This is a genomic window from Bacillus sp. NP247 (assembly GCF_018966865.1).
In the GTDB taxonomy this organism is placed as follows: domain Bacteria; phylum Bacillota; class Bacilli; order Bacillales; family Bacillaceae_G; genus Bacillus_A.
Window position 1 is genome coordinate 4,972,838 of the sequence record NZ_CP076653.1, and the last position, 15,157, is coordinate 4,987,994.

General features: G+C 32.2%; 18 protein-coding genes and 2 pseudogenes. 14 read left to right on the forward strand and 6 right to left on the reverse strand.

The window, feature by feature from the left end:
* Positions 1–60: 60 nt before the first annotated feature.
* A complete protein-coding gene (locus KPL75_RS25800; protein ID WP_219918378.1) occupies positions 61–570 on the forward strand; it encodes a GNAT family N-acetyltransferase in 510 nt (169 codons plus the stop codon).
* Between the two features lie 25 nt (positions 571–595).
* Here KPL75_RS25800 and KPL75_RS25805 read toward each other — a convergent pair whose 3' ends face one another.
* The gene (locus tag KPL75_RS25805; protein ID WP_219918379.1) at positions 596–1,483 is read right to left on the reverse strand and encodes a DMT family transporter; all 888 of its coding nucleotides are present in this window, start codon (positions 1,481–1,483) and stop codon (positions 596–598) included.
* A gap of 138 nt (positions 1,484–1,621) precedes the next feature.
* Between KPL75_RS25805 and KPL75_RS25810 the strand changes: the two genes are divergently transcribed.
* The 6 genes from KPL75_RS25810 to KPL75_RS25835 all read left to right on the forward strand — a co-directional run bounded on the left by KPL75_RS25810 (position 1,622) and on the right by KPL75_RS25835 (position 6,337).
* The gene (locus KPL75_RS25810) at positions 1,622–2,215 is read left to right on the forward strand and encodes a helix-turn-helix domain-containing protein (protein ID WP_219918380.1); all 594 of its coding nucleotides are present in this window, start codon (positions 1,622–1,624) and stop codon (positions 2,213–2,215) included.
* Between the two features lie 209 nt (positions 2,216–2,424).
* Positions 2,425–2,571 (forward strand): hypothetical protein, encoded by a 147-nt coding sequence (locus KPL75_RS27580; RefSeq protein ID WP_258236994.1) that lies wholly within the window; start codon positions 2,425–2,427, stop codon positions 2,569–2,571.
* Positions 2,572–2,720: 149 nt separating this feature from the next.
* Complete coding sequence (locus KPL75_RS25820; RefSeq protein WP_219918381.1) at positions 2,721–3,647, forward strand: hypothetical protein; 927 nt, start codon at positions 2,721–2,723, stop codon at positions 3,645–3,647.
* A gap of 236 nt (positions 3,648–3,883) precedes the next feature.
* Positions 3,884–4,033 carry an aspartyl-phosphate phosphatase Spo0E family protein gene (locus tag KPL75_RS25825; protein ID WP_219918382.1) on the forward strand — a complete coding sequence of 50 codons (150 nt, stop codon included), beginning with the start codon at positions 3,884–3,886 and terminating at the stop codon, positions 4,031–4,033.
* A 114-nt stretch (positions 4,034–4,147) separates the two neighbouring features.
* Positions 4,148–4,876 (forward strand): alpha/beta fold hydrolase, encoded by a 729-nt coding sequence (locus tag KPL75_RS25830; protein WP_219918383.1) that lies wholly within the window; start codon positions 4,148–4,150, stop codon positions 4,874–4,876.
* Positions 4,877–4,936: 60 nt separating this feature from the next.
* Positions 4,937–6,337, forward strand: a complete 1,401-nt coding sequence (locus tag KPL75_RS25835) for a protoporphyrinogen oxidase (RefSeq protein ID WP_002148030.1) — start codon at positions 4,937–4,939, stop codon at positions 6,335–6,337.
* Between the two features lie 65 nt (positions 6,338–6,402).
* Here the strand turns inward: KPL75_RS25835 and KPL75_RS25840 are convergent, their stop codons facing one another.
* Positions 6,403–6,951 carry a hypothetical protein gene (locus KPL75_RS25840; RefSeq protein WP_219918384.1) on the reverse strand — a complete coding sequence of 183 codons (549 nt, stop codon included), beginning with the start codon at positions 6,949–6,951 and terminating at the stop codon, positions 6,403–6,405.
* Positions 6,952–7,151: 200 nt separating this feature from the next.
* Between KPL75_RS25840 and KPL75_RS25845 the strand changes: the two genes are divergently transcribed.
* Both KPL75_RS25845 and KPL75_RS25850 read left to right on the forward strand, forming a co-directional pair.
* Positions 7,152–7,319, forward strand: a complete 168-nt coding sequence (locus KPL75_RS25845; protein WP_219918385.1) for an SAM-dependent methyltransferase — start codon at positions 7,152–7,154, stop codon at positions 7,317–7,319.
* A gap of 119 nt (positions 7,320–7,438) precedes the next feature.
* The gene (locus KPL75_RS25850; RefSeq protein WP_033718163.1) at positions 7,439–7,990 is read left to right on the forward strand and encodes a GNAT family N-acetyltransferase; all 552 of its coding nucleotides are present in this window, start codon (positions 7,439–7,441) and stop codon (positions 7,988–7,990) included.
* Between the two features lie 42 nt (positions 7,991–8,032).
* Here the strand turns inward: KPL75_RS25850 and KPL75_RS25855 are convergent, their stop codons facing one another.
* Both KPL75_RS25855 and cspD read right to left on the reverse strand, forming a co-directional pair.
* Positions 8,033–8,218, reverse strand: coding sequence for a cold-shock protein (locus KPL75_RS25855; protein ID WP_000286202.1), 186 nt, complete (start codon positions 8,216–8,218; stop codon positions 8,033–8,035).
* Between the two features lie 86 nt (positions 8,219–8,304).
* Positions 8,305–8,508, reverse strand: coding sequence for a cold-shock protein CspD (gene cspD / locus KPL75_RS25860; protein WP_002012849.1), 204 nt, complete (start codon positions 8,506–8,508; stop codon positions 8,305–8,307).
* A 381-nt stretch (positions 8,509–8,889) separates the two neighbouring features.
* On the opposite strand from cspD, the gene KPL75_RS25865 reads away from it, so the two are divergent.
* Entirely contained in the window at positions 8,890–9,786 is an 897-nt protein-coding gene (locus KPL75_RS25865; RefSeq protein ID WP_219918386.1) for a CPBP family intramembrane glutamic endopeptidase, read from the forward strand.
* 17 nt (positions 9,787–9,803) lie between these two features.
* Positions 9,804–10,445, forward strand: a pseudogene (locus KPL75_RS25870) (chloramphenicol acetyltransferase).
* 40 nt (positions 10,446–10,485) lie between these two features.
* Here KPL75_RS25870 and KPL75_RS25875 read toward each other — a convergent pair.
* Positions 10,486–11,236 (reverse strand): annotated as a pseudogene (locus KPL75_RS25875) (arginase family protein).
* Positions 11,237–11,578: 342 nt separating this feature from the next.
* Here KPL75_RS25875 and KPL75_RS25880 point away from each other — a divergent pair.
* Entirely contained in the window at positions 11,579–12,352 is a 774-nt protein-coding gene (locus KPL75_RS25880) for an HAD family hydrolase (RefSeq protein WP_219918387.1), read from the forward strand.
* 76 nt (positions 12,353–12,428) lie between these two features.
* Positions 12,429–13,034 (forward strand): PRK06770 family protein, encoded by a 606-nt coding sequence (locus tag KPL75_RS25885; protein ID WP_002148017.1) that lies wholly within the window; start codon positions 12,429–12,431, stop codon positions 13,032–13,034.
* A gap of 73 nt (positions 13,035–13,107) precedes the next feature.
* Here KPL75_RS25885 and KPL75_RS25890 read toward each other — a convergent pair whose 3' ends face one another.
* Positions 13,108–13,974, reverse strand: a complete 867-nt coding sequence (locus tag KPL75_RS25890) for a LysR family transcriptional regulator (protein ID WP_219918388.1) — start codon at positions 13,972–13,974, stop codon at positions 13,108–13,110.
* Positions 13,975–14,103: 129 nt separating this feature from the next.
* Here KPL75_RS25890 and KPL75_RS25895 point away from each other — a divergent pair, with 129 nt between their 5' ends.
* Complete coding sequence (locus tag KPL75_RS25895) at positions 14,104–15,147, forward strand: aspartate-semialdehyde dehydrogenase (RefSeq protein ID WP_219918389.1); 1,044 nt, start codon at positions 14,104–14,106, stop codon at positions 15,145–15,147.
* Positions 15,148–15,157 lie beyond the last annotated feature (10 nt).

A 15,157-nucleotide genomic window follows, 5' to 3' on the forward strand; every position in this document is an offset into this window, starting at 1 on the left:
AAGGATTTTCGCATTGCATATTAGAATATCTATATGATTATTTGAATGGAGGGGGAAAAGATGGGGATTAACATTAGAGCAGTAGAACTACAAGATGCTAGAGCAATTCATCGTATATGCATTCAAGAGGATGTTTTACCTTATATGGTTTTCTTACCTAGTATGCGTGTAGATGCGATGGAGAATAGAATTCGTAATTTAGCACCAAATCAATTTGAATTTGTTGCAGAATATGATGGAGAAGTTGTTGGATTTGTCGGTTTAACCCAAAGTCCTGGACGTAGATCTCACTCAGGAGATTTATTTATTGGAGTAGACAGCGAATATCACAATAAAGGAATAGGAAAAGCACTTCTTACAAAAATGCTGGATCTTGCTGACAATTGGTTAATGATAGAGCGAGTAGAGCTTGGTGTGTTAGAAACGAACCCTGGAGCGAAAGCCTTATATGAAAAATTTGGATTTATAGAAGAGGGTGTAAAGGTAGGGAATTTGAAGGCTCATGGGAAATTTGTTAATGAAATTATGATGAGTCGTTTTAGACCGGGTGGTTTGATTGTACATAATTAATAGTTAAAAGCATGACAATACAATGTCATGCTTTTTTATTAGGATACGGTTGTAATAAAAATAATGTTAATCCAATAAAAATAAGTAAAATACCTGCACCTTGTTGTAACGAAATCGTTTCATTCAAAATGAAATACGCTAATATACACGTTCCAATCGTTTCTCCTAAAATACTCATTGAAATAACAGTAGTACTCATCCATTTTAATAACCAATTGAAAATTGTTTGTCCTAAAATCGTTGCAATGAATGCTAAGCCTATAAAGGACCACCATGTTTGTGCTGAATAATTGGAGAAAGATGACTGCTGCGAGTAAGCAAATATACCGAGAACGAGTGAACTACTGCCATAACTAATTACTGAATATGGTATAAGAGATAAATCTTTACGAACGTGTTGACTAATGAAAAAATAGGCTGTTATGACTCCGGCTGCAATGAAAGCTAAAATATCTCCGTATAATGCTTCTCCACTAATTTGGAAATCTTGCCATCCAATTACGATACTTCCGGAAATTGCTATGAGACACCCTATAATGGCACCTTTCGTAAACCTTTCTTTAAATAAAAAATGGCTTCCAAGCATTGAAAATAAAGGTTGTAACGTAACGATAACTGTAGAGCTTGCTACAGAAGTATATTGTAATGATTCAAACCATAGTACATAATGTGCTGCTAGAAATAATCCGGATAATAGTCCGAATCCCCATTGTTTTTTTGATAAAGAGCGTAATTCGTTTCGATTATCCTTATTAAATATTAGAAATGGAATAAGAATTAACGTTGCAAACAATAATCTGTAAAAAGCAGTAATTGCTGTAGGGGCATCCGCTAATTTTACAAAGATTGCTGAAGTTGATAAGGCAAACACGCCGAAAAATAAGATGAAATATGAAAGAATAGGTGATTTCAAAGTTTGTTCCTCCGATATATTGTTTATTATAATGAACTGTATATAATATAATGTACAAGAGTTAGTATATAAGTCTTTAATGAGATAAGGAAGGATTAATTGTCTCTGTTTAGTATGTCAGCACAAAAGGGATAAAACATGCACTATGATAGACGAAAGGAAGTTTTTGTTATGATTCATTATCGATTAGGTCAAACTGTCTTAAGTTATCGTAAGAAAAATAATATGACAATTCGTGAATTTGCTGATTATGCAGGAATCAGTACTTCACTGATTAGTCAAATTGAAAGGGGACATGCTAATCCTTCTTTAAGTGTATTAGAATTAATAGCGAAAGCATTAAACGTACCGCTGTTTACACTTTTTATAAATGATATTGATACAGATTCACTCATTTCTAAGAAAACAGATCGTAAAAAGGTTTACCGAGAAAATAATGATCATATTGTTTACGATGTATTAACACCAGACTTTATGAAAGCTCGTATTGAAATGTTAATGATGGATTTAAATAGACATGCAAATACGACGGAAAGTCATTATTCACATGAAGATAAGGAAGAGATTGCGGTTGTAATGAAAGGGGAAGTATATGTGGAATTGGAAGGGAACGAATATTTTTTAGAAGAAGGGGACGTTGTGCGTATTCCCCCGAATGTGAAACATAGATTTTTGAATAAGAGTAGTGAAATGAATCATATCTTATTTGTGTTAACACCGTCATTAAGTTAAGGGTGTATCCGCCTTAGGGAAATACAAAGTGGTAACATGCTAGCAATTTTGAATTACGTAAATAGGTGCGTGTGTAATTGAATATTCCCCCATAAATACATACACATTTACTCTCTACTTTTTATGTTAAGTAAGCGGAGGGATTTGACAAAAAAACAAAAATAAGATAGTTCAATGACTATCAAATAAAAAAATCAGATGAACACAGAGTGAAAATAGTTAAGGCATTAGCAGAAGTGAAACGTATCGAAATTGTTCGTTATTTATTTCATAATAAAAACAAACATACTTGTAGAGAAATTGAGACTACATTAGAGATGAGTCTAATCGATCGTATCATCTCAAAGTATTGTTAGAAATAGATTTAATTCTTGTAGAACGACAGGGGAAATTTAAATTTATAACAGTAAAGGAAGAAATGTTTCAAGAGTTTTCACCTGGATTTTTGGCGACTTTGTAGATGCTAAAAATCCATTTTTATTAGGGTTTAGAGGGGATAATAGAGATGAAAAATACAAATTTATTAAAAGATGGGCTTTCGATTATATCTCAATGTAAAACAGAAACAAATGATATTTGGCATGCACATTTTGGAGCAGCTGCAATTGTTCGTTATTTTTTTGCGAAAGATCATAACATTGATGAAGAAACCGCATGTAACATTTATTCTCAAACGAAAATGATGATTCATAAACAAAGGTTAGGTGAAACTATTGATTATAAAGCAGGAGTCGATTTTCAAAGTGCTGAAAAAACGATAATCAAATCCTTGAAACACACGATTGATGAGCTTCATTGGGTTGGTCACAATGTAATTTACGCTTCTTTAAGTTTATTAGCCATTAAGGAGTTAAGCAATTGGGGGAGTGACCTAGAAATTAATAATATAGCAAACCTTATATTATCGTTTCAAAAAACAATTCCCGGTAGATCTTGGATTGGTTTTACAACTAAAGAAGTAAAGCGACTAATTATAAATAATGATGAGATGCAAAGTGAAATTAAAAACCCAAAACAATTATCTAAATTTAATATTATATATAGGGCGGAATCACATCACGATTTAATTGGTCATATGCTTACTTTTTCGTATGCAATTAATATATTATATGACTTAGGACATATAGAATTATTTCAACGAGGAGTAAAGCCACTAATAAAGCTAGTTTATGTACTTAGAGAAAGTCGTAATTTAACTTCAAATGCGCAATTAATATTGAATTCTCCAGTAGATCAGCTACCTCTCATACAAGCAAAACAAGTTGATACACTTCCGATAGAAAACGTATTTTGGCTTAAAGACTATAATGAATTAAATTGGGATTTTGGACATATATTTAAATTTTCATATAGTTATTTTGGCCACTTGAAAAGAGCCCCAGAATATGAAAATATCACGTTAGATAAATTCCGTTGTCTTATTAATGAGTAACAGGTTCTAAATTTAAATAAGAGTAAATGGCACAAATTCATAAGGTTTAGTAACATATTAATAGAAATACGAAATTCTTCTGTAATAAGGGACTTAGTGTAAGTCTCTTTTTTTGTTAGTAGTATATTGTTTTTTCAAATATGTAAGATTTTACATTAGTATGAGACTTTTACTTATTATGTAAGTAGGCTATACTATATTACATATATTTTGAAATTGGAGCGAATAAAGACGACATGGAATTAGTGAAGTTAGAAAAAGTAATTGAAATGAAAAAAGAAGAATTATTGAATCTAGTCTCAAATTATGGACTTCAACATGAAAAAGTAATAGAACTCAGCCAAGAAATAGATAAATTAATAAATTGGTTTATGTTTTTAAAATAGAAAGAACTATGACGTGAGTTGAATATGTTATAGTTCTTTTTTATTTGGTAATTTGAAAATATATTCGATATACTAATAATTGACAGAATATTACGTTTTAAAGAAAGGGGATATATGATACTACATACGCATATTTCAGGAGAAGGGGAACCAATTGTACTTTTACATTCTGGTGGTATGACAGGTTTAGTAGAATTCGAAGAGCAGGTAGAGTTTTTTCGCGAAAAAAATTATCAAGTAATTCGTCCTGACTTAAGAGGACATGGGAAATCTGGGGGGACATTAGATAATTATTTCCTCCGCTCTGCTAAGGATTTAAATGATACGCTAGAGTATTTGCGAATAAATAGATGTCATGTGGCAGGTGTTTCACTTGGGGGATTAGTCGCTTTATTATTTGCAAAAAAATATCCAGATAAAGTGAGTACATTAACTATTTCAGGTATCTTTCCGGTTAAGCGAGATAATTGGGAAGAGTCTCAGGAGTACGAGGCAAAGTGCCATCAACAGCTGATGGAAAATGAAGAAGTTGTAACTTATATGAATCAAATTCATGTAAAAAGTGACTGGAAAGGGTTACTTGAATCGTGGCAAGTTAAGGAGTGGTACCCATTTCATGAAACAAGTGATGTAGATAACCTTAAAGTACCTACACTGTGTATTGTTGGAGGAGATTCAGAAGATGAAGTTACAGCTGCTACAACGTTTAAACAATTAAACAACAATATACATATTGCTGTTATTCCGTATGCAGGTCATTTAGTCCATAATGATCAACCAAAAATATATTCATATATATTGTCTAATTTCTTACAGAATGCGCAAGCTGCTAGTCGACTATGATAATTTTTGGTTATAATAATAAAGGAATTATTAATTGTATCGGTTAGGAGCGCAGCAAATATGAAAACAGTCGTTGTCATCGGTGGAGGTATTACTGGACTTTCTACTATGTTTTATTTAGAAAAATTAAAGAAGGATTATAATATAGATTTAAATTTAATCCTTATTGAGAAAGAAGAGTATTTAGGTGGTAAAATCCACAGTGTGGAAGAAAATGATTTTATTATGGAATCTGGAGCAGATTCTATCGTAGCTCGTAATGAACATGTTTTGCCGCTTGTAAAAGATTTAAATTTAGAAAATGAAATGGTATATAACGAAACAGGTATTTCTTACATATACTCTGATAACATATTACATCCAATTCCTGCTGACACTATATTCGGGATTCCTATGAGTGTTGAATCATTATTTAGCAGTACGCTAGTCTCAAAAAAAGGGAAAATCGTTGCTTTAAAAGATTTTATTACGAAAAATAAGGAGTTTACAAAGGATACATCACTTGCTGTATTTTTAGAAAGCTTTTTAGGGAAAGAGTTAGTGGAAAGACAAATTGCACCTGTGCTTTCAGGTGTATATTCCGGTAAATTGAATGAGCTTACAATGGCATCCACGTTACCATATTTACTTGAGTATAAAAATAAATACGGAAGTATTATTAAAGGTTTTGAAGAGAATAAAAAACAATTTCAGTCAGCAGGAAATAAAAAGTTTGTATCATTTAAAAGGGGACTATCAACGATTATTAATCGCTTAGAAGAAGTGCTGAAGGAGACTGTCATTAAAAAAGGTGCTGTAACAACAGCGATAAGTAAAAAAGGGGATCGATATGAGGTTTCTTTTACAAATCATGAGACAATACAAGCTGATTATGTCGTTTTAGCAGCTCCACATGATATCGCACAAACTTTATTACAGTCTAATGAGTTAAATGAGCATTTTAATAAATTTAAAAATTCATCGCTTATAAGTATTTACTTAGGTTTTGACATACTAGATGAACAACTACCGGCTGACGGCACAGGTTTTATCGTAATGGAAAACAGTGATTTACATTGTGACGCTTGCACATGGACAAGCAGGAAGTGGAAACATACATCGGGTAAACAAAAGCTATTAGTAAGAATGTTTTATAAGAGTACTAATCCAGTGTATGAAACGATCAAAAGTTATAGTGAAGAGGAATTAGTACGAGTAGCTTTACATGATATTGAAAAGAGTCTTGGAATTCAAGGTGAACCAGAAGTAATTGAAGTTACAAATTGGAAAGGTTTAATGCCGAAATATCATTTAGAACATAATCAAGCTGTTCAATCATTACAAGAAAAATTGGCCGCTCTTTATCCTAATGTATACTTAGCTGGAGCTTCATATTACGGTGTAGGAATTGGAGCTTGTATTGGAAACGGAAAGAATACTGCCAATGAAATAATTGCGACATTGAATGAACAGTCAAAATAATAATATTGAATACATATGTAAATAAAATGTCCCTCCAACATAATGGAGGGACATTTTATTTGTAATTATTTCACATTAATTGCAATCTTTTTATGAGATGTTTTATTCTCTTTAATAGTTAAAGTTATTTTTCCAGATTCCTCAAAGGAATACGGTGAGAGTTGATAAAGTTCTTTAATATTATGTTCTTCTTGTAATTTATTTGTAGGTATTATTGTTATATTAGGCTTCCATGTTTTCTGTTTGCCTGAAGGGTAGTCTACTATTATTTCTGGATTATTTAATTGTAATGTTTCCCAAGAGACAAAATACAGTTCAACTTCTGCATCTTTTTTCAGTAATTCCTCTGAGAAATAACCAAACTCACCAACATTACCGAAAACAGTGAAATTTTGATTTTGTAATTTAATATCTAAATATCTAGGCTGATATGTTGCTGCGTGATACATTCCGTATGAAAGAGAGAGTGTGGCAGCGATTAATATACCAACTGAAAATGTCTTAAAGCTATTTCCTTTAAAACTTGTCATTATAAATGAGCTTGGTGTAAATTTTTTTGCGAATAAAAAAATGAGTAAAATGAGCAAGAGGGATAAGCCGATGAAAATATACATAGGAATTTTACACCTCCATAATAAAAAACTTATTTTCTATATTTTAACATGAATGTATGGATTAGGTTGTTGTTTTAGAAGGGAAAGGTGGATATGTTATCGAAATTATAAAATAGCTTAGTACGAGCGGAGTGATAGAAATGAAAAGAATAAAACATATTTTTAAGTGAAGATGAGAAAAGAGTAACAGGGGGGTGTAATTGTTACGTACTCTTGAAGCGAGAGAACGAATTGGGAAGAAGTGGGATAGTACAGAAGTATATCCTTTCTTTAATGAGTTAGATACTCTTCTAAGAGAAACTGGGTTTTCAAGTGTAAACTGGAGACAAACAGCTCCATGTCATTGGGCGTTAGTTGCATATAAATAGAAAATGAGGAAAAGCGGCGCTAGAAATATTTGATTTGTGGGACATTGAGGACTTTCCTAATTATAAATACTTTTTCTGCTATAATAAATTAGTAGAGAGAAAGGAGTGATCCTATGGTTATGGCATTTCCTATATTAGAAACGGAACGCTTGCGCTTAGTTGAAATAGAACAATCTTATTGTCAAAAAATATATGAAATATTCTCATTGGATGAGGTAACGTGTTATTACGGTATGAATTCTTTTACTGAGTTTGGACAAGCTTCACGTATGATTGAATCTTTTTCGAAAAATTACTTTGAGAAAAAGGCAATGCGTTGGGGCATTGTATTAAAAGACACAAATACTTTAGTAGGAACAATTGGATTAAATAATTTACAACTTTGGAGTAAACGCTCAGAGATTGGATATGATTTGCATCCTCGTTATTGGGGGAAGGGTTATGCTTCTGAAGCTGCTCGAGAAATTATTACTTATGGATTTCGAGATTTAGGATTATTTAGAATTGGAGCTATTACATATCCTGAAAATATAACTTCGTGTAATATGTTATCTAAATTAGGTTTTCAACAAGAAGGGCTGTTACGTGGATATATTCATCAAGGAAATAAGCAACACGATGCATTAATGTATTCTATTGTACGAACAGATGTAGAGGATATTCATTATTAATAAAAAGCCCCTCTTATTTAAAATAAGAGGGGCTTGTAAAAATCAACCTATTTTAGGTAATAAACGTTCTCCGCTTTTCATACTACTTTTACATAAAGGGCATTTAGGCTCTTCTTCAAATGAAAAGTTCTTTCTCATCCATCCTAAACAATCCTCTGATTCACATTCCCAAACAGGGGTTTGTTCTGGTGGTACTTCTGCTACATCGTTCTTTCGATTGCGATACATGTAACCACTCCTTTTATGTAAAAATTTTTAGTTATATATTAAAAAGGTTGTTAACCTAGCTGGTAACAACCTTTTTATTGTTTGAATTATAGCTTTACAACGTTTTTAGCTTGAGGTCCACGGTTACCGTCTTCAACTTCGAAGCTAACTTCTTGACCTTCGTCAAGAGACTTGAAGCCGTCGCCAGTGATAGCTGAGAAGTGAACGAATACGTCGCTACCGTCTGCAACCTCGATGAAACCGAAACCTTTTTCGCTGTTAAACCATTTTACTTTACCTGTTAATGTCATGGTAGTGCCTCCTAAAATTTAAAAAGATTACAATATGATCGGCCTTATTTGATTGAAAATAAAAGTTCACATATTATCAAAAATCCATAAGGAGTACAATATGTTCCTGATTGATACTTGATAATATGCAAAGAAAATATAATGTTAAATTGACCTTAATTACTATCTTACAACAAATGGTGGGAAATAGCAAGTGCTGGTAATACCAGTGAGTAATTTGGGCGATAATGGTAAAAGGCGCAAAGACATCTTTTTTATTTATATATTATTCCTAATCTGAATGTATTCCAAACAGAAATCATTTATATAAAATAGTATGTTTAAGGGAAATGATATATATTTTAAGAATACAGATGATTACAAAAATTAGGAGGATGAATATTGCAAAATAAACAATTTAAAATAATCGAAGCAGCAAAAGACGGAAGAAGGAAAGTTCACCCTGTTTTTGCTGTTATACTTGCTATTGTATTTTTAACTTTAGGTGAATTATTTATGTTATTTATGCTGTTTTTACCGAAAACAGAAACAACCTTTATGAAGGCAATGTATAACAATATTGAGATGATTTTAACGTTTGGCGGGGCTATATTTTTTGTGTTTTTATGGATTAAATTTGTTGAGAAAAGATCATTTTCATCCATTGGTTTTTGGAATGAGCAATGGATGAGAAAGTATTTGAGAGGGGCACTATTAGGGTTTATTTTCATTTCGATACCAGTAATTTTACTCGTATTAACAGGAAATGTAAAACTACAAATGCAAGAAATTACGATGACAGCTATATTTGGTATTGCAGGGTCTTTAGTCGCATTTTTAATACAAGGGGCCACTGAAGAAATTGTTGTACGAGGTTGGTTATTCCCAGTTCTTTCTGTTAGAAGTCGTATATGGATTGGGATTGTTGTGACGTCCTTTTTATTTGGTTTTCTTCATTTGCTTAATCCAGGAATTACAATTCTTTCAATATCGAATATAATATTAGTTGGTGTATTTGCAGCTTTTTACGTTCTAAAGGACAGTAGTCTTTGGGGGATTTGTGCATGGCATTCCATTTGGAATTGGGCACAATATAACGTCTATGGCTTTGCTATTAGTGGAATGACGATATATTCAACACCGCTATTTAAACCTGTAACAAATGGCAATGAAGTCCTTCATGGAGGCTCATTTGGGATTGAAGGTAGTATTATTACAACAATAATGCTTTCTATCGCTTCAATTGTTTCATGGAGACAGTTATGGGGGAGAAGAGCGAAACAACGAGATTTTAGTTAATAAAAGTGGGGGAAACTATGGGGATTATAGCGTTTGAGGGAGCGAGTGCTGTTGGGAAAAGCACAACATGTCGTGAACTAGAAAACAATTATGGAGCATTCATTATACCTGAAGTGAATTTTTTATTTGAAAGACCAAAAAATGAACATAGAACATGGTATTTTGAAAAACAAGTAGAGCGCTGGAATATAGCAGTGGAAAAGTCGCAGCAATATGAATTAGTAATACTTGATGGATATATATATTAGCCACTTAGTTATAATTGGTGTTTTCATTTTGATATATTTAATCAACCATTATCTTTAATAGAAAATTTTTATAAAGAAAAGTTGATAAATAGGGAAATTGGTTTTCCAGATCAATATTTTTATTTGTACACGAATGATGAAGAACTTAGAAAACGGAAAGAATTTGATGAGACGAGAAGCAGAAGAAACTTTGAAAAACATTTACATATATCAAAACCGTTGCGGCGTTATTATGAAAATTTAAATACCGTCACAGACGGGTACTGTAAATTGATTGAAGCAAAAAGTATAAAGTCGAATGAATTAGAAATTGTGAAAAGTTTAAACAGCTTAAACGTATGTGAAGATAGACGTTTTGATGTTTCGAGGTTAGATGCAATTATGGAGTGGTTACAAGAACATCGTGCATAGTATGAAAACAACGAGTGTCATAAATGGCACTCGTTGTTTTTTATGCATATGTAAAATTCGAATTATATATTATTTTTAAAATTTGTAAGTTTGCTGTTTCATTTTTTTTAATAGCGTTTGTATATTTAGGTAAGAAAAGTTGAGAAGGATAAACTGGTAGTTCACCACAAATATCAATTCCATAAACAGATTTATTCATAATGAGAGTATGAATAGATTTTAAAAGTTTAGGTAGTTTCATATGTCCTTGATCCCAATTTGTAATAGTTACTTTTGGATCTAAAACGTCTTTATCAACACTTACATGTATTATTTCTGTATGAATATGTGAAAGGAGTGTATATACGGATATTTCATGGGATATGTCTATCGGGAAAACTTCTACGCATGAACAATCATTAGAGTGAATTGTTAAAGAAGAAGGACCAATAATAATTACTTTCTTTAATTTATGATTATTTTGAAGAGCAAACGATACCCATGACCCACAGGAAATAAGAGTTTGTTTATTCATTCCTTTTAAGTTCATATCAGTATGATGGTCAAATAGTATAAGGCTAAATGATTTTTTAATTTCTTCTAGTAATAAATAAGATACATAATGATAATTTCCAGAACCAATAAAAGTAATTCCTTTTTATATGCATTAAAGAAGGGTTTTCACAATACAGATTTGAGTGCTCTAAATGAGTAAAATCAATATCTTCATGAGAATAAGAATGTAGTTTATCTTGTAATAAATACGTATCATCAAAGTTTAAAAATGTTAAACCGTTATACAATAAACTCATATTTATTCATCTCCTTTAAATATTAGGCTAACATTTATTTTTATAAACTTAAAATGAAATGCTTAAAGTAGAATTTGCATTTGAAAAAGAAGGTATTTTTAGACAGAATAATCTTTCAATTTACAAAGAAAAGAAATACAATATAAGGAAATATACATATGATTTAGGAAATAGTAATCATGTAATAGAGTTATCTAGTATTTACGGTAACTGGTAGTAAGGTTCAAAATCAAGCTGGGATAAAGAAGTTAGGTGGGAGATCAATCGCCTGTATAAGGTAGATTAGTTCAACTAGTATTTATTGTATCAAGTATAATTTTTGAAGGGGGAATAAATGAAAACATGAAAAAGATTATAATTTCAGATCTTGATGGGACTTTATTAAGAAGTGATAAAACAATTTCAGAGAAATCTATTAATATTTTAAGGGAGTGCAAAAATAATGGAGACGAACTAATTTTTGCTACGGCAAGGCCTCCAAGAGCTATAAACCAATATATTCCCAACGTGTTAAAGAATGAGATTATTATTTGTTATAACGGAGCGCTTGTTCTTAAAGGTAATGATATTTTATATGAAATGAAAGTTTCTAAAAATAACGTTTTAGAGATTATAGAAATAGCAAAAAAATATAATCTCCATCAGATTTGCCTTGAAATAAATGATAAACTGTACTCAAATTTTGATGTTACTGATTATTTCGGTAATGTACTGTGTGAAGTTATGGATATTAGAGAGTTGAACTTTGAAAAAGCTTCGAAAGTAATAGTTTGTACGAAAGGACCAATAAATGAGGATTTCACTAAAGAATTGCCTATTGAGTGCAATGCAGTCATTACAGATGACGGAACATTGTGTCAAATCATGCATGCAGAAGTTTCGAAGTGGAATAGCATTCAACATGTTCTACAGCATCTAAATCGAGACGCATCTGAAGTGATTGCATTTGGAGATGACTACAATGATATGGAAATGATAGAGAAGTGTGGGATTGGTGTAGCGATGAGTAATGCTGTTGAGGAATTAAAATCAGTTGCTAAATTTATTGCGAAAAGTAACGATGAAGATGGCGTTGCTACATTTTTGGAAAGTAATAGTTATATTTATATTAATTAGTATGAAAAAAATATGCTACACCTGCTTTTAATAGATAGAAATTATGAAAAGGGATATTTGGGAGGAAACAAGCGAGATGAAAACACTATTTAAAATAATCGGTATTATAGCTGGTATGGCAGTAATTGGAGTAGGTTTAACATATGGTATGCTGTATTATTTAAATAATAGTAAACCAGCTGCGAAAAAGACAACACCAGCAGCTCCCGCAATAGAAGTGTTAGCTGATATTAATGTAAAAGCAGAAGAGGCGAAGCTTTTAGAAAATGGCAATCATTCATTACCAAATAGCGGTTTTAATAAAAATTTTAAATGGACAGATGAGCACATACAGACAGCATTACATGAAATGGCACATCAAAAAACGAAAGCCGATCAAAAGTGGGGCTATATTTTTATCACACAAGAACGTATTGAAAGTTTAATTGATATTGTAAAGAGCAATGATCTTGTACAGGGAAGTACATATGTTGACATTTTAGAACGATGGAAACAAGGAAAATATGAAAAAGTCGATGCGGATCACAATAAGATTTGGAAATTGCAAAGTGGGAACTTAGGAGAAGGGAAAGGAATAATGTCAGAAGCAGAACAAAAAGAATTAATTAATCAAGTGTTTATGCAAAAAGGTACATATTCGGGTAGCAAATTAATTGCAGGTGGGGGACAGGCTAATAAATAATATACTTAGCAATGAAAGAGAGTAAGTGCTTTTTAGGCAGTTACTCTTTTTTGTATGCACTTTTTTAATATTTTTAGTCTCGCTCTAGTAAGGAAAGAAACGACTGTAGTACCGGGGAGATCCATCTAGATTTATGATAGATTACATGACTTTGAATAACGGCTGGAGTTTCGATAGGCTGAAAACATAGTTGTTCTTTTTGACAACTTTCTTGTACAACAATATAAGGAAGAATTGAAATGCCTAACTCACACATAACGGATTGTTTAATTACTTCAACATTGGAAGTTTCAAATGTTTTATCTGGAATATTCCCGCTTTGATGTAAAAAACGATCTACCATCGGTCTATAGCCACAGCTTTGTTCTGTAAAAATAAACTGGGTGTCCTGTAATAACTGGAATGGATTTGCGTGTGCAGAGGAATAAGCCGGTAAAATCCATCCAAATGTTTCATTACTAAAAGTACGTGTAATCAAATCATTATGTTCTATACTTTCTCCAATTAGGAAGATAACATCGCTTTCTCCTTCACGTAGCTTTTTCATTGCTTGCTCGTTTGTATTTGTTTCAAGAACGATATTCACTTTCGGATTTTCTTGTTTGTAAGTACGTAATAATTGTGGTAACCGGTACACTGCTAATGATTCGTTAGATGTAATCGTTAATGTTCCCTCTAAATCATCACTATTTTGAGGGATTTCTTGCGCTTTTTCATAAATAGCAAGTAATTCTAATGCATACGGATGAAATTGATGACCCGCTTTTGTAAGAAGTACTTTTTTGCCTAATCGATCGAAAAGAGGAATGTTTAAATCATTCTCTAATGCTTTCATATGCGTTGTTACAGTAGATTGGGCATAACCTAACGCATGAGCAGCTTTGGAAAAACCGCTGTGCTTAACAATGGCACAAAATGTTTTAACATGTCTCATTTCCATAAATGATACCTCTTTTATTATCATGATTTGTGAATGATTATATCATGTATTTCAATTTTTCAAATGAATAAATTTCTTTTAGAATGAAGTTGTGAAGAAATTTATTCAAGCGATATTGGAGGAGAAAAGATGATTGAAAAGGGCTATCATGTAGCTGTTGTTGGGGCTACAGGTGCAGTAGGGCAGAAAATCATTGAACTGTTAGAACAAGAAACAAAGTTTAATATAGCTGAAGTTACATTACTTTCGTCAAAACGGTCCGCTGGTAAGGTAGTGCAATTTAAAGGACGAGAGATAATTATACAAGAGGCAAAAACAACTAGTTTTGAAGGTGTAGATATTGCCTTTTTTAGCGCTGGGGGAGAAGTTTCTAGACAATTTGCCAATCACGCAGTCTCTAGTGGCGCAGTCGTAATTGATAATACAAGTGAATACCGAATGGCACATGGTGTACCTCTCGTTGTTCCAGAAGTAAATGCGAACACATTAAAGGAACATAACGGTATTATTGCAGTTCCGAATTGTTCAGCATTACAGATGGTAACAGCTCTTCAGCCAATACGAAAATCATTTGGTATAGAACGAATTATCGTTTCAACGTATCAAGCTGTATCAGGCTCAGGAATCCATGCGATTCATGAATTAAAAGAACAGGCTAAATCAATGCTTGCAGGTGAAAAGTTTAAGAGTACTATATTACCAGTGAAGAAAGATAAAAAACATTATCCAATTGCGTTTAATGTACTACCACAAGTAGATATATTCACAGATAATGATTTCACATTTGAAGAAGTAAAAATGATTCAAGAAACGAAGAAAATTTTTGGAGACCAAAACTTGAAAATGGCAGCTACTTGTGTGCGTGTTCCAGTTGCATCAGGACATTCAGAATCGGTTTATATTGAACTTGAAAAAGAAGCAACTGTTGCAGAAATTAGAGAAGTGCTGCTGAATGCACCAGGTGTTATATTACAAGATAATCCTAGTGAACAGCTGTATCCAATGCCATTATATGCAGAAGGGAAAATAGATACATTTGTCGGGAGAATTAGAAAGGATCCTGATATGCCAAACGGATTCCATCTTTGGATCGTTTCCGATAATTTATTAAAAGGTGCGGCTTGGAATTCAGTTCAAATCGCAGAGACGTTGGTGGAAAAGGAGATTATTTAGTATAGAAATA

Bases quoted from the DNA above. Each gene is read 5' to 3' on its own strand.
- KPL75_RS25800 (WP_219918378.1), top strand. From the start codon at position 61: ATGGGGATTAACATTAGAGCAGTAGAACTACAAGATGCTAGAGCAATT.
- KPL75_RS25810 (WP_219918380.1), top strand. From the start codon at position 1,622: ATGCACTATGATAGACGAAAGGAAGTTTTTGTTATGATTCATTATCGA.
- KPL75_RS25820 (WP_219918381.1), top strand. From the start codon at position 2,721: ATGAAAAATACAAATTTATTAAAAGATGGGCTTTCGATTATATCTCAA.
- KPL75_RS25825 (WP_219918382.1), top strand. From the start codon at position 3,884: ATGGAATTAGTGAAGTTAGAAAAAGTAATTGAAATGAAAAAAGAAGAA.
- KPL75_RS25830 (WP_219918383.1), top strand. From the start codon at position 4,148: ATGATACTACATACGCATATTTCAGGAGAAGGGGAACCAATTGTACTT.
- KPL75_RS25835 (WP_002148030.1), top strand. From the start codon at position 4,937: ATGAAAACAGTCGTTGTCATCGGTGGAGGTATTACTGGACTTTCTACT.
- KPL75_RS25840 (WP_219918384.1), bottom strand. From the start codon at position 6,951: ATGTATATTTTCATCGGCTTATCCCTCTTGCTCATTTTACTCATTTTT.
- KPL75_RS25850 (WP_033718163.1), top strand. From the start codon at position 7,439: ATGGCATTTCCTATATTAGAAACGGAACGCTTGCGCTTAGTTGAAATA.
- KPL75_RS25855 (WP_000286202.1), bottom strand. From the start codon at position 8,218: ATGTATCGCAATCGAAAGAACGATGTAGCAGAAGTACCACCAGAACAA.
- cspD (WP_002012849.1), bottom strand. From the start codon at position 8,508: ATGACATTAACAGGTAAAGTAAAATGGTTTAACAGCGAAAAAGGTTTC.
- KPL75_RS25880 (WP_219918387.1), top strand. From the start codon at position 11,579: ATGAAAAAGATTATAATTTCAGATCTTGATGGGACTTTATTAAGAAGT.
- KPL75_RS25885 (WP_002148017.1), top strand. From the start codon at position 12,429: ATGAAAACACTATTTAAAATAATCGGTATTATAGCTGGTATGGCAGTA.
- KPL75_RS25890 (WP_219918388.1), bottom strand. From the start codon at position 13,974: ATGGAAATGAGACATGTTAAAACATTTTGTGCCATTGTTAAGCACAGC.
- KPL75_RS25895 (WP_219918389.1), top strand. From the start codon at position 14,104: ATGATTGAAAAGGGCTATCATGTAGCTGTTGTTGGGGCTACAGGTGCA.